The sequence below is a fragment of the Marininema halotolerans genome, from assembly GCF_900116235.1.
Classification (GTDB): domain Bacteria; phylum Bacillota; class Bacilli; order Thermoactinomycetales; family DSM-45169; genus Marininema; species Marininema halotolerans.
In genome coordinates this window covers 134,089-155,928 of sequence record NZ_FPAA01000008.1, presented here as the reverse complement: position 1 = coordinate 155,928, position 21,840 = coordinate 134,089, and the positions used below count along the sequence as shown (strand labels likewise).

Sequence of the window (21,840 nt, the reverse complement as noted above, 5' to 3'; positions counted from 1 at the left end):
GGAAGAAATTGCGTGAACAGAAAGAAAAAAAGGGGATAGAACATTGAAAAGGAGAAAAAAACCTGGATTCGTCAAGAACAAGAAGTTTCTTATTGGTGCTTCGGTAGCAGCCATCTTGTTAATTGGCTCCAGTGCATACGCCACGTTGACCAATGCAGGTGGGGAAAAAGAAGCAGCAAGTCCTACGGCTAAGGTCGAAAAACAAGCAAAAACACCAGATGATGTATCGGCTCCTAAAGAAGTGAAGGACGTTTCTGGTGAAGATATGGTGAAGACGGTTAAGTATTACGATGAAAGCTCCAAAACACCTGATCAAGTGAAAAAGGAGCAGCCACAAGCCATCAATGTAGTAAAAAAGGTGACAGGTACCATGCCTGACCTGAATACAGAAAAGGGTCGCGATAGAGTGCGAGCGGCAAGTACCAATGTAGACCAATTAGCACCTGCTGATCAGCAACGCTTAAAGAAATTGCTGATTGAAGTGGCTAAAATTGAAAATAAAAAAGTAAACCAACGAATCAAAGAGTTGGTTGCTAAAGCGAAGAAGGGCACCATTACTTCAGCGGAGAAAGCAGAACTAAGTAGCATTCTACCTGAGAAGAACCCTGGGCAGCCGATTAAAGCGGTGCCAGCTGAGAAACCCTCCCAGGATGAGCAACCGTCAAATGCTTCTCAAGGTCAAGAAAATGAGAAGGATGCAAACTTAAAGGATAAAGTCAAACAACGCATTAAAGATGGAATTAAAAAAGTAAAGCCAGAAGAGCCGACGACGACCCAGCCGGATGACAACCAGGGACAAACCCCTGCTCAACCAGATACCAACACGACCCAACCTGGGGACGATGAGCAACCAGGCACAACGCCTGAGCAACCATCTACAGAACCTGATGATGAGCAACAACCGAACACGCAGCCCCAAACGGAAAAACCTACTCCTTCAAAGGAAACCAAACCCCAACAAAAACCACGGGTTGAGTCCAACGGCTACAATCGTACAAAGGCCGTAGAATATGCTTACAAATGGTGGAACAAGCGCAATAATGCAAAATATGGGTACTACAGTAAAGCTAATGGTGGATGTTATGATTGTTGGTATGACTGCACAAACTTCATTTCCCAAGTATTAAAAGAAGGTGGCTTTAAAGAGAAGAAGGGCCGCTATGACTGGTACGATTATTGGTTCTATAGTGATAAGAAGCCTTCGCTTACCTGGGGCGTTGCCCATAGCTTATTCAAACATATGAAATACGTACGTAAAGCGGAACAAGCAACCCGTCCTTCTGACTTAGAAGTGGGTGATATTGTCAACGCTGATTTTGAGAAAGACGGCAGAATTGATCATAGTGTGGTCATTACGAAGATTAAACACGGCATTATCTATGCAACCTACCACACCAGTGATAATAAGGATAAACCGATCAATGATTGGTTCCGTCTGTATAATGTATACGGCTGGAAAATGGGTACTGCAAAGTAAAACGCGATGTAAAAAAAGGGCTGTTGCGATGAACAGATGTTCATCGCAACAGCCCCTTTTCTTATGAGGAGGCTGGAGCGAAAATCCCATTACCGTTTTGGATATCAGAAAGCAATTCGGACATTGTTCCTTCTCCATCAGGAGTGAAGGTAGGTGAACCACGATCAATGCGATGTTGTTTGACCCAATACGTGGTCATTCCAACCGTGGATGCAACGAGATCTTCCTGTCTATCGTTACCCACCATAATACATTCTTCGGGAATTACATTCATCGATTGCGCGACTTCTCGATAATAATTAGGGTGGGGTTTGCACCAGTGAGTTTCTTCGTATACCGATACCCACTCCACGAGGTCATCTACCCCTGCCCAACGCATTCTTTCCTGAATGGCCGCGCGTGGGAACACAGGATTTGTTGCAACAGCCACGCGGTAGCCTCGATCTAACGCACTTTGAACAATTTGGCGAGAGTAAGGCGCTTCTTCAACATATTTTTTTAAGGAAGAAAAATGATTTTCGTAAAAATCATCAAAAATGTGCCAGATTTGATCGCGTGTGAGTCCGGATTTTTCTAAAAAGCGCCGTTCAAACACTTGTGCGTTGGTATAGTTGGCTTCATCGCTTTCAATCATGGTTTTAGTGGCATCCCAGATGAGGGGGAACAGTTGCTCTGCTGCCATGACTGGAGCGACATGGGGGGTTAATGCCTTCAGATATTCACCGATAAATGCTTCCGTATCCATTGGAAGCAATGTGCCATCAAGATCAAAGCAGATCACTTTTATCATGGTTTCAACCCTCTCTTTTCTTGGTAGTAAACGGTTAAGTTAACTGGGGGAAGTCTACTTGCCGGAGGGCTTCATACAGAATGATTGAAGTTGCATTGCCTAAATTAAGGGAACGCACAGTTGGACCCATCGGAATACGGATGGTTGTCTCTTGAAACCGTTCCAGGATTTCAGGAGAAAGACCCTTTGATTCTTTGCCAAAAACAAAGATATCGCCATCCTCATAGGAGAAATCAGCGTAACTTTTTTTCGCTTTGGTGGTTGCACAAAAAAAACGTCCATCAGGAAACGCATCCGTAAATTCTGTAAAAGAATCGTAATAACGGACATCGACATGGTTCCAGTAATCCATTCCAGCACGCCGTAAATACTTGTCATCCGTAGAAAAGCCCAATGGACGGATTAAATGGAGTACAGCACCCGTTACGGCACAAGTACGGGCGATATTCCCTGTGTTATTTGGAATTTCAGGCTCCACTAAACAGATATGAAACGACATAAGCTAAGACTTCCTTCCTTACGTAAGTACCCTTTTATTGTACCAAAATGAAAGAAAAATCCCATCCAAGAGCAGAGAAGAATTGGTGACAAGGTATGAAATTCCTTTAATATGTGGTTGTATGATGCCGTCGTCCCGATTATACTGGGGGTATTAAAAGGGGGTTTCCCATGACTAAGATTGCGTTAATGACAGATACTTCTTGTGATTTACCCGTACATTTATTACGAAAGTTTGATATTGAAGCCGTTCCACTTCGTGTGATTTACAAAGATAAAGAGTATCGAGATGGAGTGGATATTCAACCATCCGAGGTGTACGATCGGTTAGAAACGGAAGTACCCACCACATCGATGCCATCCCCCCAAGATATCCATGATACATTTACTCGTTTGAAAGAAAAGGGCTATACCCATTGTATAGTGATACCGGTTTCATCGAGTATGTCAGGGACTTATAATAGTTGTCGCCTTATGGCTGAGGATTTTGAAGGAATGAAGATTGATGTCATTGATTCAAGGGGACTTTCCTGGTTACTTGGATTTATGGTGTTAGAAGCAGCACGGCTCATTAAAGAAAAAGTGGATTACTCAGAGATTTTAAAGCGCGTGGAAGAAGCACGGGAACGGGTTCGTGGCTATTTTGTTATCGACACCTTGGAGTATCTTAAAGCAGGTGGACGAATCGGTAAAGTTACCGCCACACTTGGTACCATGCTAAACCTTAAGCCCATCATCACTGTGGATGATGAAGGTGGATTTACCCCCTTTACAGTGGGTAGAGGAAAGAAGAACGCGATTAAAAAAATGGTGGATCATGTAAGCAAACAGCTACAAAACACGAAAGCAAATATTGCAATTCTTCAAGGGCGAGCTGAAAAAGAAGCTGAAGCCTTAAAAGAGAAACTAAAAGATATGGAAAATGTGTGTGATTTGACAATTAGTGCGATTAGCCCAGCCTTGGTTGTTCATGCTGGCCCTGGTTTAGTAGGACTTGTGGTGGAACCAATCGTACGCCCCAATCAAAAAATCAATTATTGATTAGAGCATGACCACTGCTCGTTATCCGCCCCTTTGGGCGGTTTTTTTATAAATAAAAACACCCGTATAGATCGGGTGTTTGGCTTGCATCTGTTGGCTTTAGCCATTGAGGGTATTGAACCTTTGCTCCAGGCGCGATTTCTGGCGGGCTGCCGCATTCTTGTGCAACAGACCTTTAGTCGTAGCTTTATCCAGTTTTTTCTTGGCATCCCGGAGCAGGGTGCTAGCTTGTTCTTTATCCTGTTGGTCGACAGCAGCCAAGAAGCGCTTAATGGAGGTGCGCATTGCGGATTTTTGAGCAATCCGATGTTGGCGCCGCTTCTCACTGGTCTGCGTCCGTTTAATGGCGGATTTAATGTTTGGCATGAGTTCACCTCCCGCTCCGATCATTCGTCTCTAGGCGAGCAACACGTCAAATTCTATCATGTAGACTTGCAAAAAGCAAGAACGGGTTAGGGTGTTAACAGAGAAGTTCGTTGGTGAACAGAGGTTTTAGAAAGCGTCCTGCTCCTGTTGAGTTTAAACGATGACGTTCATCCATGATAAAGGATGAATAACTACGAATAAAGGAGAATGTTTTTTGGGGAAAATGGAAGTTGAAGGAATAAAAAGGGGGATCAACGATCATGTTCGACAAGAATGGACAAGGGCAACTCAATCAGCAAGGTACATCCAGCCAAGAGAATTTGCAGAATCAATCCGCTTCACTCGATACCGGTCGTTTTCCAGTTCGAACGGATCTAGCTCGCGAAGCTCATGATATGGCGGTACAAGAACAAGGGTCTCCTGATGGGGGAATACCCGGTGTCCAGATTGAAGAACAGGATGAGGAAGGAATTGTAACGAGTTGGATTCGTGTGGAAAGTGAAGAAGGGGCACAGGCGCTTGGAAAAGCACAAGGGACCTATTTGACTTTGGAGGTTCCCGGCTTGCGTAGTCAGGACTCCATGTTGCAAGAACGAGTACTGAAGAAATTTACTCAAGAGTTTGAACGGTATTTAGCAGAGATCGGTATTGATCCCAATGCCAGCATTTTGATTGTGGGGCTAGGGAATCAAAATGTGACAGCAGATGCATTAGGACCCTTTGTTGTAAAGCATTCTATGGTTACGCGTCATCTCTTTCGATTAATGCCTGAGCAAGTCGAAGAAGGGTATCGGCCTGTGTCAGCGATTGCCCCAGGGGTATTGGGGACGACTGGGATGGAGACCAGTGAAATTATTTTCGGGGTAGTGGAACGAACCCAGCCGGATGTCATTATTGCCATCGATTCTTTGGCATCGCGTGCACTTTCCCGGGTAAATACAACCATTCAAGTCTCGGATGTAGGGATTTTCCCAGGCTCCGGTGTGGGGAACAAGCGACTCCCACTTAATCAGGATAGTTTAGGAATCCCAGTCATCGCAATTGGGATTCCCACCGTTGTCGATGCAGCAACCATCGCCCATGATACGGCAGAGTTTGTCCTCGCTCATATTCACCGTGAAATGAATCAAGGGAAGGGAAAACCTACAAATCCCCTTGACCCTATGAATCGAGCAAGTGTGAAGGAATTGCAATCCCAAGAAATTAGCCCAGAGTCACGGCAACATATGCTCGGCATGGTAGGAGGATTAGAAGTGGATGAGAAACAGCAGTTAATCCAAGAAGTTTTAGAGCCGTTAGGTCAAAACTTAATCGTGACTCCAAAGGAAGTTGATGCCTTTATCGGTGACATGGGTAAGATGGTAGCCCTTGGTTTAAACTGTGCTTTACATGATGCGGTCACTCCTGAAAATGTGTCTGCACATAGCAACTAACTTCTGGGATGATGGAAGTCTCTCGTAATCTAGTTTTTAAGTTCTACTGCCTTTCTCCTTCTCATATATTCAGAGTAAAGTAAGACAAGTTGGGGAGGGGAAGGGATGCGCAAGCGTGTGCGTGGTTTTAAGACGTTGAATATGTCCGCTCCCCGGGTCAGACAATTGTTTGTCGCCCTGATCTTGGGAACCGCGATTATGTTTGTATTAACAGGGTTGTTTGCGATGGTGCAGGCCAAGCGGAGTGCACAATCTGAAGATATTTCACGAATTACCGCTCGCTTTTCAACAGAAACCTTGTTGTATTTGATGGGGGGAGAAGTCCCCTACCTGAGTACGATGAAAGAAGTCGCTACAAAAAAGCCAAGTATCTCAAGGTTGGCCTTTGAAGTAGTAACCAGCGTGGACCCGAAGGATCCCCGTAGTCTATTTGGTAGTGAACTCCCAGGCTTCGCTCTTTTTGATACCCAGATCGTTGTAGCAGGGAAGGACGTTGATTATACCGATGTTCCGATTGAATCAGCGCCTCCATCCGATCTGGAAAAGAAAATGACCAAAGATAAAAAGAAGCCGCAGAAAGAAGATCCACCGCCCCGCCGGACATCTGGCAAAGAGCGTGTATTTATCTATCACACTCACTTTACAGAGTCGTATCTACCGGAGCTGAAAAATACGGATCATCCCCGTAGTGCCTATGACCGCCATAACAATATTACGAAGGTCGGAAAGCACATGGGGGAGACCTTGGAGCGTTATGGATTAGGTACCCAAGTCTATAGTGGTGGTTATGATGTGGGGTGGAATCAACTCTATCGAGCTTCGCGTGCGAAAGTAGTTTCGGCTATGAAAGCAAATAAAGATTTGACCTATATCATCGACGTCCATCGGGATTCACAACATCGTGCGAAGACGACAACGAATATTCAAGGGAAAAAATATTCGCGAATTGCCTTTGTTATTGGGACAGGGAACCCCCATTGGGAGGATAATGAACGGTTTGCTCGTCAACTTCATAAAAAACTGGATGAACTGTATCCTGGACTTTCCAAGGGGGTTTTTCGTAAAACGCCAATGATGGGTAACGGAGAATATAACCAGTCTCTTAGTAAAAAAGGAATTCTTGTGGAAATTGGTGGGGTGGACAATACCTTTGAAGAATCCTACCGTTCAGCCGATGCTCTTGCACGATCTTTAGCAGATATTCACTTTGATGCAACACCGGTGAATGCAAAAGCAAGTGGAAAGTAAGGATCTCTCATGAGGAAGGGGTGTTGGTCTCCATGCGCTATACGATGCAAGCGATTGCGCTCTTACTTGCACTGTTGTTTGGGATTGTGATCGGAGTAGGTTCAGCAGAAACAAACATTCAAGAGATCCAGGGCAACCCCGATTCCCAACGTGCTGTTCAAGTTACCCCGGATCAACAAGGACGGGTGGAGATTGCTGTTCTGGGACATGTCTATGAAACGGATCATACGGGGGCCTTATCCGAAGTAAAAGAAAAGAAAAAAGAAACGAGTGAAACAGCGGTTCAATTGACCGATGCTAGCAACAGTTGGTTATCGAAGGCGGGAAATGGAGCTGGACAAAGCATTCGAGAAGTTACTCGCGTGGTGGTAGAAAAAGTGGTTGGATGGGTGGGTGGATCAGAGAATTAAATCAGAAACTTCCCTTCTTGGTGATTCCTTCATTGCCCCATCCTTCCTGCATTGCTATAATGAACAGGATGCAGTAGTGTGCGTTTTTTACCGCAGGAGGGAACGGAATGGACGAAAAAAAACGGCAACAGGAGCGACAACAAGAGAAAATTCGTAATTTCTCTATTATCGCTCACATCGACCATGGAAAATCGACCTTGGCTGATCGTATTTTAGAATATACGGGGGCGCTGTCCGATCGCGAAATGCAGGATCAGTTCCTCGATTCAATGGATTTAGAACGAGAACGAGGCATTACGATTAAACTGCAGTCTGTACGTCTTCCTTATAAGGCGAAGAATGGACAGGAGTATATTCTCAATCTAATTGATACCCCTGGCCATGTGGATTTTACGTATGAGGTTTCACGCTCCCTTGCCGCGTGTGAAGGGGCTTTATTAGTCGTCGATGCAGCCCAAGGGGTTGAAGCCCAGACGATGGCGAACGTTTATCTTGCATTGGATAATGACTTGGAGATCTTACCTGTTATTAATAAGATTGACCTACCGAGTGCTGATCCAGAGCGAGTGCGACAAGAGATTGAAGATTTAATTGGCTTAGATGCTTCGGATGCTGTTTTGGCATCCGCAAAATCAGGCATTGGTATTGAAGATATTCTCGAACAAGTGGTAGCGCAGGTGCCCGCTCCTTCGGGAGATCCAGAGGCGCCTTTAAAAGCGATGATCTACGATTCCCTTTACGATGCCTATAAGGGGGTCATTACCTATATACGTGTGGTGGATGGTTCCATAAAAAAAGGACAAAAAGTCCGGATGATGGCCACAGGCAAAGAGTTCGAAGTGACAGAGGTAGGGGTATTTGCCCCCCGCCCATTGGCAAGAGATGAGCTCTCTGTTGGTGAGGTTGGCTTTATGGTTGCCTCCATTAAGAATGTAAAGGATACACGCGTTGGGGATACCATCACGGATGCAAAACGTCCCGCGGATGCCGCCCTTGCAGGATATCGAAGAATTAATCCAATGGTTTTTTGTGGGATGTATCCCGTTGATTCTTCTGATTATGATGATTTGCGAGAAGCCCTTGAAAAACTAGAGTTAAATGATGCCTCTTTGCGTTTTGAACCAGAGACTTCCGGTGCGCTTGGTTTTGGTTTCCGCTGTGGTTTTCTAGGTTTGCTTCATATGGAGATCATCCAGGAACGGATTGAGCGAGAATTTGATATTCCCCTTATCACGACAGCGCCCAGTGTAGTATATAAGGTTTACAAAACCGACGGCGAAGTGATGAGTATTGAGAACCCGACCCATATGCCTCCTTCACAAAAGATTGATTATGTGGAAGAGCCTTATGTGAAGGCGTCGATCATGGTGCCCAATGATTATGTGGGGACGGTGATGGAACTTTGTCAAACGAAGCGTGGCGATTATGTGGATATGCGTTATCTCGACGCGAATCGGGTGAATGTGGTGTATCAATTACCCTTAGCTGAAATTGTTTATGATTTCTTTGATCAATTGAAGTCAGGTACGAAGGGGTATGCTTCCTTTGATTATGAGATGATTGGTTATAAAGCATCGAAGTTAGTGAAAATGGATATTTTGCTCAATGGGGAATCCGTAGACGCACTCTCCTTTATTGTCCATCAGGACAAGGCCTATCACCGAGGCCGACTATTTGTTGAGAAATTAAAAGAATTGATACCGCGTCAAATGTTTGAAGTGCCGATCCAGGCGACAATTGGCAACAAAGTGGTTGCCCGCGAAACAATTCGTGCTCAGCGGAAAAATGTATTGGCCAAATGTTATGGTGGAGATATCAGCCGAAAACGGAAACTGCTTGAAAAGCAAAAAGAAGGTAAAAAGCGCATGAAGGCGGTTGGGAATGTCGAAGTGCCTCAAGAAGCCTTTATGGCTGTTTTGCAAATGGATGATAGCAAGAAATGACAGCAATCCACCGCTAGCGGAAAACCGCTGGCGGTTTTTTCAAGAAAGAAGGGTTACGTATGGTTATTGAATCACCACGTTCCATCTACATTCACATTCCATTTTGTAGTCATAAGTGCCATTACTGTGATTTTACAGCCTATGTTGTCGGAGGACAGCCAGTGGATGAGTACTTGGATGCATTAGATGAAGAAATGGCATGGACGGTACAAGAAACGCCTCCGGAAACCATCGATACCATCTTTATTGGGGGAGGGACCCCGACGGTTTTGGATGTGAAGCAGATGGAGCGGTTACTTCGCTCCATTCGTCGTTATTTTCCTAATTGGTCAGATCAGATGGAATATACTGTGGAAGCGAATCCGGGTACGACTGAGAAGGAAAAGTTAGCGGTGATGATGGCAGGGGGTGTCAATCGAATCAGCTTTGGTGCGCAAACCTTCCGTTCTGATTTATTATCCAATATTGGACGAGTTCATTCCGTAGCGGATATTGGACAGAGTGTAGAGACAGCACGGCAGGTTGGGATTGATAATATTTCTTTAGATTTAATGTTTGGGCTTCCCCAACAGTCAGTGGCTGATATGGAAGAGGCGATTCGGGAAGGATTAGCACTCAAGCCTGAACACTTTTCTGTTTATAGCTTAAAAGTGGAGGAAGGGACTGTCTTTCATACAAAGCTATTGCAAGGGAAACTCCCACTTCCATCAGAAGAAGATGAACTGATGATGTACCAATTGACGCGCGAACGATTGCAAACGGCGGGCTATTCCCAATATGAAGTGTCAAACTTTGCTCATCCTGGTAAAGAGAGTCGCCACAATGCTACCTATTGGAAAAACAACGCCTATTATGGTCTGGGGGCAGGTGCCCATGGCTATACGCGGGGGGTACGCCATGTCAATGTAAAGGGTGTTGGGGAATATATCCGTCGCTGTGCGAAGGGACGACCCATTGCTGAAACGCTGGATGTATCTCGAATGGAAGCCATGGAAAATGAGATGATCTTAGGGTTACGGTTGGCAGAAGGTGTACAGGAAGCCCATTTTTATGATCGTTTTGGTATCCCGCTTGATGGGGTATTTGGAAAGGTACTGACTCAATTGCAGAACAAAAATTTATTGGAAAATGAAATGGGTCGATGGTTTCTTACAGAAAAAGGACTTCTCTTTGGCAATGATGTCTTTTCGGCTTTCTTAGGAGAAGGGATTGATCATGGTGTTGGTCGTTGACATCGGGGGAGTGGTTTGGTACGTTATGAGTAAGCTTTTAGCACTCGTGAACACTGAGTGCTAACAAGGGAGGGAGGCAGATGCTGACCGAGCGGCAAAAGCAGATATTAAAAGCGATTATTGAAGAGTACATCGTCCATGCGGAGCCTGTTGGGTCTCGAACGATCTCAAAGCGTGAGGATATTGGCTATAGTGCAGCCACCATTCGCAATGAGATGGCGGACCTCGAAGAATTAGGCTTTGTGGAACAGCCGCATACATCTGCTGGTCGTATCCCGAGCCAGATGGGGTATCGATTTTATGTGGATTATTTAATGGGACCCCAGCGACTGGAACGAGCGGATTTATTTCAAGTTCGTGAGCTGTTCACATCTCAAATGGATGCCGTAGAGTTGACGATTCAACAGACGGTTTCTATCTTGTCGCGTCTCACCAACTATACATCGATTATTTTAGGTCCTGAGGCAATCCATAATAAATTAAAGCATCTACAAGTAATCCCACTCAATGAACGATCTGCGGTGGCTATTGTTGTATCCGACAATGGTCATGTGGATCAACGGCGGTTTACTGTCCCTGACGGTGTTTCCCTCTCTTCCATTGAAAAATTGGTCAATATCCTAAATGCGAAACTCTCGGGTGTGCCGCTCGTTCGCCTTAAGCGGAATGTATACCAAGAGCTTTTTGCAGAACTCGACCGGCATGTTGAGCAGTATGAGTTTTTGCTGGGAGTAATTGATCAAATGTTGGCTGCGGATACGGATGGCCGCATCTTTACTAGTGGTACAACGAACATCTTAACCCAACCGGAGTTTAACGATGTGACACAGGTAAAGGCGTTAATGGATCTCTTTGAACAGACGGATACTGTCACCAAGCTATTTGCAACCAATGATTTGGGTGTGCATGTGCGGATTGGTGAAGAGAACTCCATTGCTACTGTGAATAATTGCAGCATCGTGACGGCTTCTTTTTCGATAGATGGTCGTTCGCTAGGCACAGTGGGTGTGTTAGGTCCCACGCGTATGGATTATAACAAAGTGGTAAGTCTCATGCAGGTACTGACCACTGATTTATCTGAGCATCTTCGCCATCTCTACAAATAACACCCTGATTAAGGTGAAATGAGCATGCAATGAATGAAACTGGATTGGAGTTACCACTCCTTATCCTTACGTACTTAAAGTAGAGAAGGTGAGGTTGTCGCGGGATATGGACCACGTACTACAAAATCGAAGATTTGCGGAAGACTCCCGAACCAATGCATTGCTTGATAATGCGGAAGCAGTGCGTAGCATCGCGGCGGCTGTTGAGGGAACCTTAGGTCCCAAAGGGTTGGACACGATGCTGGTGAGTGAGTCGGGTGAAGTCATTGTTACCAATGATGGTGTGACGATTCTAGAAAAAATGGCGATTGACCACCCAGCAGCGCGTATGGTCGCCCAAATTGCTCGTGCGCAACAGGAGGAAGTTGGCGATGGTACGACGACAGCTACCTTACTTGCGGCGACCTTGGTCGAAGAGGGAGCCAAACAAGTGGCACGTGGTGTTCCTGTAGCAAAGGTGATTGCTGGTATTCGCCGGGGTGTTCAACACGCGTTGGAAGCGATGCAACAATTAGCACATCCCATCTGGGATATGAAGGATGATTGGCTTCAAGGCATCGCCTATACAGCAGGACGCGAACAAGAAGACGTTACGGATTTGGTGATGGAAGCGGCGTTGATGGTAGGACGGGAGAAGCTCCTCGAAAAGGATTTTCGCTTAGCAGAGGCTGTGACAGCACATCCACGTGTGAATAGTGGTGTCTTTTCAGGTCTACTCGTACAGGGTGAACGGTTGAATTTGCAAGTTTCAAATACGAAGGAAATCCCGCGTGTACTTGTTCTCGGTGGCGATTTAATTCCTGAACCGGTAGAAACCCAATCGGAAGCAGGGTTCCGCAAGTTGGAGGAAAATCGTGAATTACTCGTTTCTACTATTGAAAAACTAGCAGAGAGTGTTGTTGATATCATTTTTGTCGAGGGGGAAGTCGATCCGATTGCGGAAGATGTTCTTTCGACTGCGGATCTACTCGTCGTTTCTAACATGAGCAAAGAAGATATTAACCGAGTCGCAGAACATACGGGTGCTCGCGTATTAAAACGAACCACGCTGGTCAAGCCGATTGAAGAGCTTCAAGAATACTTTGGTATGGCGGAGCTTGTGGAGTATGAAGAACGCCTGGGATGTGCGCGAATCATTAGCGGTGCGGGTAAGCCCTTTGCGACGATTCTCGTGAGTGCCTCTACTGAGGAAGTTGTAAAAGAGAGAGAGCGCATTGCCAAAGATGCAGCGGCAGCTGTTCAAGCGGCGGTACGTGGAGGGTTCTTACCTGGAGGCGGAGCTGCTGAACTGGCTCTTGCGCGTGAGGTAGAAAAGCACAGAGACCTGGTTCAGGGGATGGAAGCCTTTGGAGTATCGGCTGTCGCCGAAGCACTTCATCGTCCAATGAGTCAAGTGGTAGCCAATGCGGGTTTTAATCCATTGGAAAAAGTAGAAGAAGTGAAGGCGTTACAGTGGAAACGGCAAAGTAGCTCCCTGGGAGTTGACTGTGATCGGGGAGTGATCTCCGATATGGTGGATATGGGAGTCGTTGATCCGTTACCCGTAAAATATCACGCTTTACAGGCAGCTGGTGAAGTGAGTACAGCCATCCTTCGGATCCATACCGTCGTTTCAATGAAACGAAACGATGCGATATGATTGAGGTGATAACATGGAAGAGAATACAAATGAGCAACAGCCGCGCCTTCGTACAGCTCGAGAGCTTCGAAAAGCAAAAGAGGCGGAAGAGGAACGAAAGCGCAGGGAAGAAGAATATTTTCATCATGCTTCCGATGTGACTCAGGAAACACAAACGGAACCGATTGAGGAGGAGATAGAAGAGACTCCCCATGTAGCCGCGGAGATAGATCAAGCGGAAACCATACATACGGATGATGTCTCAGATCCTCCCTCGATGGAAGCGGAATCTCTTCATGTGGAAGAAGGGAATGCCCAAGTAGATTGGGAGACGCTGCAAAAAGAGTTGGAGAAATGGAAGCGTCATGCTGAGGAGAATGAAGAACAACTCCTTCGGTCACGGGCGGACTACGAAAATTTTCGTCGTCGAGCTCGAAAAGATCAGGAGGATGCTGTTAAATATGGCGCGACTTCCTTGGTTGAATCACTCTTGCCCGTGCTTGATAATTTAGAACGAGCACTCGCTGTGGATGAACCAGAGGGGGAAAACGACGTCTTCCGTCAAGGAATCGACATGGTTTACCGTCAACTCTTGCAATCGTTGACAGAGAAAGGATTGTCGGTGATAGAAACGGAGGGCAAGGAATTTAACCCTCATGAACATACTGCAGTGATGCAAGAGGAAGCTGAAGGTATTGAAGCGGGTATGATCATTGAAGAGCTACAAAAGGGTTATCGCTTCAAGGAGCGCATCCTGCGCCCTGCTATGGTTAAAGTAAGCTCTTAAACATCCATCAAGGATAATATTGAGGAGGTATATTCTACGATGAGTAAAGTTATTGGAATTGACTTAGGAACCACAAACTCTTGTGTAGCTTTTATGGAAGGAAATGAAGCCGCTGTTATTGCTAACGCGGAAGGGGGTCGTACAACCCCCTCGGTAGTTGGTTTCTCAAAATCCGGTGAACGCCTCGTGGGTGATGCAGCCAAACGCCAAGCCATCACGAATCCTGATAACACCATCGCATCCATTAAACGTTGGATTGGTACAGACCATAAAGAAAATATTGAAGGAAAGCAATATACACCTCAAGAAATTTCGGCGATGATCCTACAAAAATTAAAAGAGGATGCAGAAGCCTATCTGGGTGAAAAGGTAACGCAAGCAGTGATTACGGTTCCTGCTTACTTTAATGATAGCCAACGTCAAGCAACCAAAGATGCTGGTAAAATTGCTGGCCTAGATGTGCTGCGGATTATTAATGAACCGACTGCAGCGGCCTTAGCCTATGGTTTGGATAAAGATGGGGATCAAACCATTTTGGTATTCGACCTCGGTGGTGGTACCTTCGATGTTTCCATTATGGAAATGGGTGATGGCCTCTTTGAAGTAAAAGCAACCAGTGGAGACAACAAACTGGGTGGCGACGATTTTGACCAAGTCATTATTGATCACCTCGTTCAAGTATTTAAGCAAGAAAACGGGATTGATCTTTCAAAAGATCGTATGGCTTTGCAGCGGTTGAAAGATGCTGCGGAAAAAGCGAAAAAAGATTTGTCGGGTGTACTGACGACAACAATCTCCCTCCCGTTCTTGACCGCGGATGCAAGTGGTCCTAAGCATTTGGAAATGAGCTTAACGCGCGCGAAGTTTGAAGAACTTTCCGCTGAACTTGTCGAACGCTCCATGCGTCCAACTCGTCAAGCGATGAAAGATGCAGGGATGCAAGCTTCTGATATTGATCGCGTGATTTTGGTTGGGGGTTCCACACGGATTCCTGCTGTTCAAGAAGCGATCAAAAAGGAGATTGGGAAGGACCCAAGCAAAGGCGTAAACCCTGATGAAGTAGTAGCCATGGGTGCAGCGATTCAAGGTGGCGTACTTTCTGGCGATGTAAAGGATGTTGTGCTCCTTGATGTGACGCCACTTTCCCTTGGGATTGAAACCCTTGGTGGGGTTTTCACAAAACTTATCGACCGGAACACCACAATCCCGACTGAGAAGTCACAAGTCTTCTCGACAGCGGCAGATAATCAAACGGTTGTTGATATTCACGTACTTCAAGGGGAGCGTGAAATGGCCGCTCACAATAAAACCTTAGGCCGTTTCCAACTACAGGACATTCCGCCAGCACCACGGGGGATTCCTCAAATTGAAGTCGCCTTTAAAATTGATGCGAACGGAATTGTGAATGTAACGGCGAAGGATACCGCAACGGGTAAAAGTAAAGATATTACGATCCAATCCTCCAGCGGTTTGTCCGATGACGAAGTAGAACGTATGGTGAAGGAAGCCGAAGAGAATGCCGAGGAAGATAAAAAGCGGAAAGAAGAAGTAGAAATTCGTAACAAAGCGGATCAACTTGTCTTCACGACTGATAAAACCTTGAAAGACCTGGGTGACAAAGTGGAAGAGGCAGATAAACAGAAAGCGGAAGAAGCAAAGGAAGCCGTGAAAAAAGCCTTGGAAGGAACTGATCTCGAGGCACTAAAAACGGCGACAGAAGAGCTGGAAGCAGCTGTTCAAGAGCTTTCCGTAAAGTTGTATCAGCAACAAGCCGCTGAAGCGCAAGCTTCTCAAGGGGAGCAAGCAGGTGATGCTCAGGATCGTGACAATGTCGTTGATGCCGAGTATGAAGTGATGGATGAGGACGACAAGAAAGAAGGGAAATAATCACTTTCTCTTCACTTCGCTCGGAAGTCAAAGCTGGTTCAGCCGGCTTTGACTTTTGGCGTTTAACACTTAGGTTACTTGAGTTGCTCCATCGCTAAACAAGGCATATGTTGAGGAGAAAAGGAGGTGGTCCGGTGAGTAAACGTGATTTTTATGAGGTTCTTGGAGTTGGACGCGAAGCATCCAGCGATGAGATTCGGAAATCCTACCGGAAGTTAGCCCGTCAGTATCATCCGGATGTCAATAAATCACCGGATGCAGAAGAAAAATTTAAAGAGGCGACGGAAGCCTATGAAGTGCTTCGTGATCCTCAGAAAAAAGCAAATTATGATCGGTTTGGTCATGCGGATCCGAATGCAGCAGGTGCTGGATTCGGTGGCTTTGGAGGAAACGCCTCGGACTTTGGCTTTGGGGATATCTTTGATATGTTCTTTGGTGGGGGTAGACGGAATCCGAATGCTCCACGACAAGGAGCCGATTTAGAATACCGTTTAACCCTTGATTTTAAAGATGCGGTATTTGGAAAAGAGATGGATATTCCCGTTCCACGAACGGAGACTTGTACCGACTGTCATGGGAGTGGGGCAAAAGAAGGAACGCACCCAGAAGTTTGCTCGGTATGTAGAGGTTCGGGTCAAGCGGAAAGCGTCCAAAACACCCCCTTTGGTCGGGTTGTAAATAAACGAGTTTGTCATCAATGTAGTGGTCGTGGGAAGATCATCCGTGAGCAATGTGAGACTTGCAGTGGAGCAGGGCAAGTGAAAAAGCGGAGAAGCATTCATATCAACATTCCCCCAGGAATTGATGAGGGAAAACAGTTACGCGTTTCGGGTGAAGGAGAATCTGGGGTAAATGGGGGACCTGCTGGAGATCTTTATATTGCCATTGAGGTTAGTCCCCACGAGTTTTTCAAACGAGATGGGAATAATATTACCTGTGAGATGCCCATTACCTTTAGTCAGGCTGCCCTGGGTGATGAAATTGTCGTCCCCACATTAGATGGTCGGGCATCACTGAAAATACCTGCAGGTACCCAATCGGGGGTTGATTTCCGCTTGCGTGGAAAAGGGGTTCCCCGTCTATATGGAAATGGACGAGGGGATCAGATGGTGAAGGTGAAAGTTGTGACACCGACCCGAATGACCGATGAACAGAAAAAAGCGTTACGTGAATTTGGACGCCTGTCAGGAGACTATGTCTCTGAGCAGAACAACAGCTTTTTTGATAAGATGAAACGAGCGTTTACCGGAGATTAATTGATTGATAGGAAGTGAAATGGGTTGTACGGGCATTGTGCCCGTTCTTTTTTTGTCCAAGGGAGGGAATGAGAATGAATTGGATTGAGGTACGGGTGCACACCAGCCAAGAAGCGGAGGAAGCCGTTGCTGATTTCCTTTTGAGTGAAGGTGCCGGGGGAACCGCTACATGGGATTCGGCTGTATTAGACACCGATTGGGACACACCTTTTGGTGAAATGTTTGCTTTAGCAGAGGAAGACTACCCCGATAAAGGCATCTGGTTAGCCGGTTATTTTTCTGAAGCCATTTACGACGAGGCATTACTGAAGAGAATCGAGATGAAGGCACAAGGATTAAAGGAGTTTGGCCTAGATCCAGGACCGGTAACCATTGTGACACAGACGATGAGTGAAGAATCCTGGGCGAATGCCTGGAAGGTCTACTATAAACCCGTCCGTGTGACCAAAAGATTGACGGTAAAACCCGTTTGGGAAGATTACACGTCGTCACCAGGAGAACAGATTATCGAATTAGATCCAGGGATGGCCTTTGGAACCGGAACCCATCCAACTACGACACTCAGTATGAAATTATTGGAAAATGAAGTATCTACCGGAACATCGGTCGTCGATGTGGGGTGTGGGAGTGGAATCCTGGCAGTCGCTGCTGCTAAACTAGGAGCAACAGAGGTACTCGCCTTAGATTTAGACCCCGTTGCAGTGGAGCAGGCAAAGGCCAATGTCGCCCTGAATCATTCTGAGAACCAGGTTCGTGTGAAGCAAAATGACCTGTTAAATGGGGTGGAACGAACCGTGGATGTGGTAGTTGCCAATATTTTGGCTGAGATTATCCTACGATTCGTTCCAGATTTGCCACGGGTATTGAAGCAAGGTGGGACCTTTATCGCTTCGGGTATTATTCAGCAAAAAGAAGAGCAAGTTGTACAAGCGCTCGTTGATGCGGGTTATCAGGTAGTGGAACGATTGCAAGAAGGGGACTGGGTAGCAATCGCCGCTCGATCGTGATAGGATGGTAGGGGTGTGTTTATGCAACGATACTTTATCAAAACCAATCAAATTGACGAAGTTACTCAGTCAATCACATTGACGGGTGATGACGTTCATCATATTAAGAACGTGATGCGATTAGAAGTCACAGACACCATTCTCTGTTGTGATGGTGCTGGGATGGACTATCGTGTTCGAATCGAACAAATCAGTGGGTCAGAAGTCCAATGCCGTATTCTCGAATCCTTTTCTTCTACGGGAGAACCTAATCAGGTGGAAATCACAATTGCCTTCTCCTTGCCAAAGGGCGACAAGGTGGACTGGGTTTTGCAAAAGGGAACGGAACTCGGCGCGTATGCCTTTATCCCTTTCACATCCGCACGAACCGTGGTTAAATTGGATGAAAAAAAAGCTGGGAAACGGCGGGAACGTTGGGAACGCATTGTAAAGGAAGCCGCTGAACAATCGCGACGTGGACGAATTCCTAAGGTGAACGCGTTGACAACCTGGCGCCAATGCCTTGCGCAATTTTCATCCTTTGATCGAATCCTTTTTGCCTACGAGAAGGGTGGAAAGGCGCTTGGCTCGTTGTTAGCGGAGAAAGAAGCGAAGCGTTTTTTGGTGATTGTTGGTCCAGAAGGTGGATTTACAGAGCATGAGGCTGAGGAAGCTGTCAACCAGGGTGCAGCGCTTTTACATTTGGGGCCGCGGATTCTGAGAGCAGAAACAGCGCCCTTGGCAGTATTATCTTGTATTCAATACACTTATGGAGAGTTAGGGGGTGAGCCACTGTGAGTACGGTGGCATTCCATACACTCGGTTGTAAAGTGAACGCCTATGAGACAGAAGCCATGTGGCAACTGTTTCAACGGCAAGGTTATGAAAAAGTTGATTTTGAAGCACAGGCAGATGTTTATGTGATCAATACCTGTACGGTGACCAATACAGGAGATCGGAAAAGTCGGCAGATGATCAGGCGAGCCGTTCGTACCAATCCAGAAGCGGTGGTAGCGGTAACGGGTTGCTATGCCCAAACCTCTCCAGCAGAAATTCTGGATATTCCAGGAGTCGATGTGGTTGTCGGTACCCAAGGGCGCGATAAACTCCTTGATTATATTGAAGAACACCGCGCTTCTCGTGAACCGATCAATGCAGTGAAAAACATCATGAAAACAAGGCAATTTGAAGAGTTAGATGTCCCTACCTTTTCGGAACGGACACGAGCTTCCCTGAAAATCCAAGAGGGCTGTAATAACTTTTGTACCTTTTGTATCATTCCGTGGGCAAGGGGTCTTCTACGTAGTCGTCAACCTGACAGCGTTTTGCAGCAAGCGAAGCAGTTGATTGCTGCGGGTTATAAGGAAATTGTACTCACTGGGATTCATACAGGTGGATACGGAGAGGACCTTGAGGACTACAAATTAGCCGACCTTCTATGGGATTTGGATAAACTTGAAGGATTAACAAGGATTCGGATTAGCTCCATTGAAGCCAGTCAAATTGATGATCGGGTGATCGAAGTATTAAACAAGTCGGATAAAATGTGCCGTCACCTTCACATCCCCCTTCAAGCTGGGGACGATGAAGTGCTCAAACGGATGCGTCGGCGCTATACGGTCGATGAATATCGGGAAAAAATTCATTATCTTCATCAAGCGATGCCTGGCGTAGCGATTACTTCCGATGTGATTGTTGGTTTTCCTGGGGAAACGGAAGAGCAGTTTGAGAACGGGTATCGTCTAATTGAAGAGTTAGGGTTCTCTGAGTTGCATGTTTTCCCCTACTCGACGCGGACAGGGACACCTGCGGCACGGATGCCCGATCAAGTCGATGCCGATGTAAAACAAGAGCGAGTACAACGTCTTATCGCCCTTTCTAATCGCCTTTCTTTAAAGTATTCCTCGGATAATGTTGGAGAAGTATTGGATGTCATCCCAGAACGCCCATGGAAAGAGGATCCTGATAGTGGGCTTTATATGGGCTACACGGATAACTATCTTCAAGTCGTTTTCCCGGCCTCTGAAGAGTTAGTAGGTAAGGTGTGTCGAGTTAGAATTGATAAGCCGGGATCCGAGTATTGTTTTGGCACCTTTGTGAGGACGATGGAGGATGCTCCATCCGAATCAAAGGCAGGTTAAACAAAGATAGGATGTTACAGAGTTACCCGTATCGGGTGGCTCTTTTTTTATTTGAAGAAAAGTGAAATTTGTCGAAGATCGAATGATTGTTCTATAATAAGTGTGCTTCTGTATTTCTTTTTTCGCGTTTCATGCATGATTGAAGGAAGGGAGTTTCTTTTGATGAGTACAGGCGATGAATGGGAAGATGCACTGGATCAAATTGATTGGAGCACGCTTTTAAACGAAGTGGATCATGAATTAATGGAAAACTTAGCGCTGGAATTACGTTTTCGTACATACGAAGCATTAAAGCAATCGTCCCTTGTCCTTGGAGAGGGGTATTATTTAACGCATTTATCCGATGGGTCCTTTGCCTTTTGGCATGAAGAACGGTATGTACAGGAAGACGTCACATTTTTCGAAACCGGTCAACTTTTTATCCATCACGCCATTGAACACTTTCACCTCGAGGGAGAAAATCTAGAGTCGCTTGTTTATATGATGGGTGAAAGTCGGCCCTTAAAGGTGTGCACATTCTGCGAATTTCAGTTTCATCCAGATGATCCAGCTCGGCGGGAACTGGGAATGGAGGAGATTGTTGATGAACAGGAAGGAACGATTACGGAATACTGTTCTCCACAATGCAGTATTGAGGCAATGGTATCCGAGATGAAGCAGGGCTAAGCTGTGGGTAAAAAGGAGATGGAAAACGTGGATGAACAACAACTTGTACAGAATACCACGCTACCCATTACCCGTTCTACTTTGGGAAAAGATCTACGGGATTTAGGGCTGAGAGCCGGAAATTGTGTGATGGTACATACTTCTCTCTCTTCCCTTGGTTGGGTATGTGGCGGAGCAGTGGCGGTCATTCAAGCATTGATGGACGTTATTACCCCAATGGGTACCATCGTTATGCCGACACAGTCCCCAACATTGTCAGATCCCGTTCACTGGGAAGCGCCTCCTGTACCGAAGGAATGGCACCCAATCATTCGTTCCGAAATGCCTCCCTACGATCCAAGAACAACACCAACGCAAGGGATGGGACAGGTGGCTGAAATCTTTCGAACTTGGCCAGGAGCGATAAGGAGTGCTCATCCAAAGGTATCCTTCACGGCTTGGGGAAGCGATGCGGATCGTATCGTTGCCCATCATTCCATCGATTATTCGATGGGGGAGGCGTCTCCATTAGCTAGCCTCTATCAAAACGATGCACAGGTGTTGTTTTTGGGTACAGGGTATGATACCAATACCTCCTTCCATCTCGCGGAGTATCGAGTGGGCTGTGCCGTACAAATGGAGGAAGGAGCACCGGTACTCGAAAACGAACAACGGGTATGGAAGACGTACACTGATTTGGATCATCAAACGGATTTATTTGTTGAATTGGGAAGGGATTTTGAACGGGATTGTACCGTGCACAAGGGAAGCGTGGGTTCCGGGAAAGCACGGCTTTTTTCACAACGGAAGGCTGTGGATTATGCTGAAGGTTGGTTGAGGGACCACCATAAGTAAGGATCATTTGGAGTAATCCATCTTCTTATCTTTTTCATTAATAAAAGAACCACTCCTTTCATCCAGGTGGAAGGAGTGGTTCTTAAGCGTGGCAAGTTGCGTGCATATCACGGCTTTTCCA

The 21,840-nt window shown here is 46.1% G+C and carries 20 protein-coding genes; 17 read left to right on the top strand and 3 right to left on the bottom strand.

The annotated features are described in order from the left end of the window. Positions 1-43: 43 nt before the first annotated feature. Positions 44-1,477 carry an amidase domain-containing protein gene (locus CHX35_RS11775; RefSeq protein ID WP_091837696.1) on the top strand — a complete coding sequence of 478 codons (1,434 nt, stop codon included), beginning with the start codon at positions 44-46 and terminating at the stop codon, positions 1,475-1,477. A gap of 61 nt (positions 1,478-1,538) precedes the next feature. Here CHX35_RS11775 and CHX35_RS11770 read toward each other — a convergent pair whose 3' ends face one another. Both CHX35_RS11770 and CHX35_RS11765 read right to left on the bottom strand, forming a co-directional pair. Further along, complete coding sequence (locus CHX35_RS11770) at positions 1,539-2,267, bottom strand: HAD family hydrolase (protein ID WP_091837695.1); 729 nt, start codon at positions 2,265-2,267, stop codon at positions 1,539-1,541. A gap of 34 nt (positions 2,268-2,301) precedes the next feature. Next, positions 2,302-2,766: a tRNA (cytidine(34)-2'-O)-methyltransferase gene (locus tag CHX35_RS11765; RefSeq protein ID WP_091837693.1), complete on the bottom strand. Its 465-nt coding sequence runs from the start codon at positions 2,764-2,766 to the stop codon at positions 2,302-2,304. A gap of 170 nt (positions 2,767-2,936) precedes the next feature. Here CHX35_RS11765 and CHX35_RS11760 point away from each other — a divergent pair, with 170 nt between their 5' ends. Further along, a complete protein-coding gene (locus CHX35_RS11760) occupies positions 2,937-3,806 on the top strand; it encodes a DegV family protein (RefSeq protein WP_091837692.1) in 870 nt (289 codons plus the stop codon). 99 nt (positions 3,807-3,905) lie between these two features. Here CHX35_RS11760 and rpsT read toward each other — a convergent pair whose 3' ends face one another. Beyond that, a complete protein-coding gene (gene rpsT, locus CHX35_RS11755; protein WP_091837690.1) occupies positions 3,906-4,172 on the bottom strand; it encodes a 30S ribosomal protein S20 in 267 nt (88 codons plus the stop codon). A gap of 260 nt (positions 4,173-4,432) precedes the next feature. Between rpsT and gpr the strand changes: the two genes are divergently transcribed. The 15 genes from gpr (at position 4,433) to CHX35_RS11680 (ending at position 21,719) form a co-directional block, all read left to right on the top strand. Further along, positions 4,433-5,605: a GPR endopeptidase gene (gene gpr / locus CHX35_RS11750; RefSeq protein ID WP_091837689.1), complete on the top strand. Its 1,173-nt coding sequence runs from the start codon at positions 4,433-4,435 to the stop codon at positions 5,603-5,605. A 105-nt stretch (positions 5,606-5,710) separates the two neighbouring features. Continuing rightward, on the top strand, positions 5,711-6,853 hold the full coding sequence (spoIIP, locus tag CHX35_RS11745; protein WP_091837687.1) for a stage II sporulation protein P: 1,143 nt from the start codon (positions 5,711-5,713) through the stop codon (positions 6,851-6,853). 32 nt (positions 6,854-6,885) lie between these two features. Then, a complete protein-coding gene (locus tag CHX35_RS11740) occupies positions 6,886-7,263 on the top strand; it encodes a DUF3679 domain-containing protein (RefSeq protein ID WP_091837686.1) in 378 nt (125 codons plus the stop codon). A gap of 107 nt (positions 7,264-7,370) precedes the next feature. After that, positions 7,371-9,206, top strand: a complete 1,836-nt coding sequence (gene lepA, locus CHX35_RS11735; protein ID WP_091837684.1) for a translation elongation factor 4 — start codon at positions 7,371-7,373, stop codon at positions 9,204-9,206. Positions 9,207-9,265: 59 nt separating this feature from the next. Next, positions 9,266-10,438 (top strand): radical SAM family heme chaperone HemW, encoded by a 1,173-nt coding sequence (hemW, locus tag CHX35_RS11730; protein WP_091837683.1) that lies wholly within the window; start codon positions 9,266-9,268, stop codon positions 10,436-10,438. Between the two features lie 80 nt (positions 10,439-10,518). Then, positions 10,519-11,544, top strand: coding sequence for a heat-inducible transcriptional repressor HrcA (gene hrcA, locus CHX35_RS11725; RefSeq protein WP_091837681.1), 1,026 nt, complete (start codon positions 10,519-10,521; stop codon positions 11,542-11,544). Between the two features lie 106 nt (positions 11,545-11,650). Beyond that, complete coding sequence (locus CHX35_RS11720; RefSeq protein ID WP_091837680.1) at positions 11,651-13,183, top strand: TCP-1/cpn60 chaperonin family protein; 1,533 nt, start codon at positions 11,651-11,653, stop codon at positions 13,181-13,183. A gap of 13 nt (positions 13,184-13,196) precedes the next feature. Beyond that, positions 13,197-13,949 (top strand): nucleotide exchange factor GrpE, encoded by a 753-nt coding sequence (gene grpE, locus CHX35_RS11715; RefSeq protein WP_091837678.1) that lies wholly within the window; start codon positions 13,197-13,199, stop codon positions 13,947-13,949. A 39-nt stretch (positions 13,950-13,988) separates the two neighbouring features. Continuing rightward, on the top strand, positions 13,989-15,836 hold the full coding sequence (gene dnaK, locus CHX35_RS11710; protein WP_091837676.1) for a molecular chaperone DnaK: 1,848 nt from the start codon (positions 13,989-13,991) through the stop codon (positions 15,834-15,836). Between the two features lie 134 nt (positions 15,837-15,970). Next, positions 15,971-17,092 (top strand): molecular chaperone DnaJ, encoded by a 1,122-nt coding sequence (gene dnaJ, locus CHX35_RS11705; protein ID WP_091837675.1) that lies wholly within the window; start codon positions 15,971-15,973, stop codon positions 17,090-17,092. A 74-nt stretch (positions 17,093-17,166) separates the two neighbouring features. Next, positions 17,167-18,099 (top strand): 50S ribosomal protein L11 methyltransferase, encoded by a 933-nt coding sequence (gene prmA, locus CHX35_RS11700; RefSeq protein ID WP_091837673.1) that lies wholly within the window; start codon positions 17,167-17,169, stop codon positions 18,097-18,099. A gap of 21 nt (positions 18,100-18,120) precedes the next feature. Continuing rightward, positions 18,121-18,876, top strand: coding sequence for a 16S rRNA (uracil(1498)-N(3))-methyltransferase (locus CHX35_RS11695; RefSeq protein WP_091837671.1), 756 nt, complete (start codon positions 18,121-18,123; stop codon positions 18,874-18,876). Continuing rightward, positions 18,873-20,219 carry a tRNA (N(6)-L-threonylcarbamoyladenosine(37)-C(2))-methylthiotransferase MtaB gene (gene mtaB, locus CHX35_RS11690; RefSeq protein ID WP_091837669.1) on the top strand — a complete coding sequence of 449 codons (1,347 nt, stop codon included), beginning with the start codon at positions 18,873-18,875 and terminating at the stop codon, positions 20,217-20,219. The genes CHX35_RS11695 and mtaB overlap by 4 nt, the downstream gene beginning before the upstream one ends. A gap of 162 nt (positions 20,220-20,381) precedes the next feature. Beyond that, on the top strand, positions 20,382-20,885 hold the full coding sequence (locus CHX35_RS11685; RefSeq protein WP_091837668.1) for a hypothetical protein: 504 nt from the start codon (positions 20,382-20,384) through the stop codon (positions 20,883-20,885). Between the two features lie 27 nt (positions 20,886-20,912). Beyond that, positions 20,913-21,719: an AAC(3) family N-acetyltransferase gene (locus tag CHX35_RS11680; RefSeq protein ID WP_091837666.1), complete on the top strand. Its 807-nt coding sequence runs from the start codon at positions 20,913-20,915 to the stop codon at positions 21,717-21,719. Positions 21,720-21,840: the final 121 nt, after the last annotated feature.

Excerpts from the sequence above, each read along its gene's own strand:
- CHX35_RS11770 (WP_091837695.1), bottom strand. The coding sequence starts at position 2,267 with ATGATAAAAGTGATCTGCTTTGATCTTGATGGCACATTGCTTCCAATG.
- CHX35_RS11765 (WP_091837693.1), bottom strand. The coding sequence starts at position 2,766 with ATGTCGTTTCATATCTGTTTAGTGGAGCCTGAAATTCCAAATAACACA.
- CHX35_RS11760 (WP_091837692.1), top strand. The coding sequence starts at position 2,937 with ATGACTAAGATTGCGTTAATGACAGATACTTCTTGTGATTTACCCGTA.
- rpsT (WP_091837690.1), bottom strand. The coding sequence starts at position 4,172 with ATGCCAAACATTAAATCCGCCATTAAACGGACGCAGACCAGTGAGAAG.
- gpr (WP_091837689.1), top strand. The coding sequence starts at position 4,433 with ATGTTCGACAAGAATGGACAAGGGCAACTCAATCAGCAAGGTACATCC.
- spoIIP (WP_091837687.1), top strand. The coding sequence starts at position 5,711 with ATGCGCAAGCGTGTGCGTGGTTTTAAGACGTTGAATATGTCCGCTCCC.
- CHX35_RS11740 (WP_091837686.1), top strand. The coding sequence starts at position 6,886 with ATGCGCTATACGATGCAAGCGATTGCGCTCTTACTTGCACTGTTGTTT.
- lepA (WP_091837684.1), top strand. The coding sequence starts at position 7,371 with ATGGACGAAAAAAAACGGCAACAGGAGCGACAACAAGAGAAAATTCGT.
- hemW (WP_091837683.1), top strand. The coding sequence starts at position 9,266 with ATGGTTATTGAATCACCACGTTCCATCTACATTCACATTCCATTTTGT.
- hrcA (WP_091837681.1), top strand. The coding sequence starts at position 10,519 with ATGCTGACCGAGCGGCAAAAGCAGATATTAAAAGCGATTATTGAAGAG.
- CHX35_RS11720 (WP_091837680.1), top strand. The coding sequence starts at position 11,651 with ATGGACCACGTACTACAAAATCGAAGATTTGCGGAAGACTCCCGAACC.
- grpE (WP_091837678.1), top strand. The coding sequence starts at position 13,197 with ATGGAAGAGAATACAAATGAGCAACAGCCGCGCCTTCGTACAGCTCGA.
- dnaK (WP_091837676.1), top strand. The coding sequence starts at position 13,989 with ATGAGTAAAGTTATTGGAATTGACTTAGGAACCACAAACTCTTGTGTA.
- prmA (WP_091837673.1), top strand. The coding sequence starts at position 17,167 with ATGAATTGGATTGAGGTACGGGTGCACACCAGCCAAGAAGCGGAGGAA.
- CHX35_RS11695 (WP_091837671.1), top strand. The coding sequence starts at position 18,121 with ATGCAACGATACTTTATCAAAACCAATCAAATTGACGAAGTTACTCAG.
- CHX35_RS11685 (WP_091837668.1), top strand. The coding sequence starts at position 20,382 with ATGAGTACAGGCGATGAATGGGAAGATGCACTGGATCAAATTGATTGG.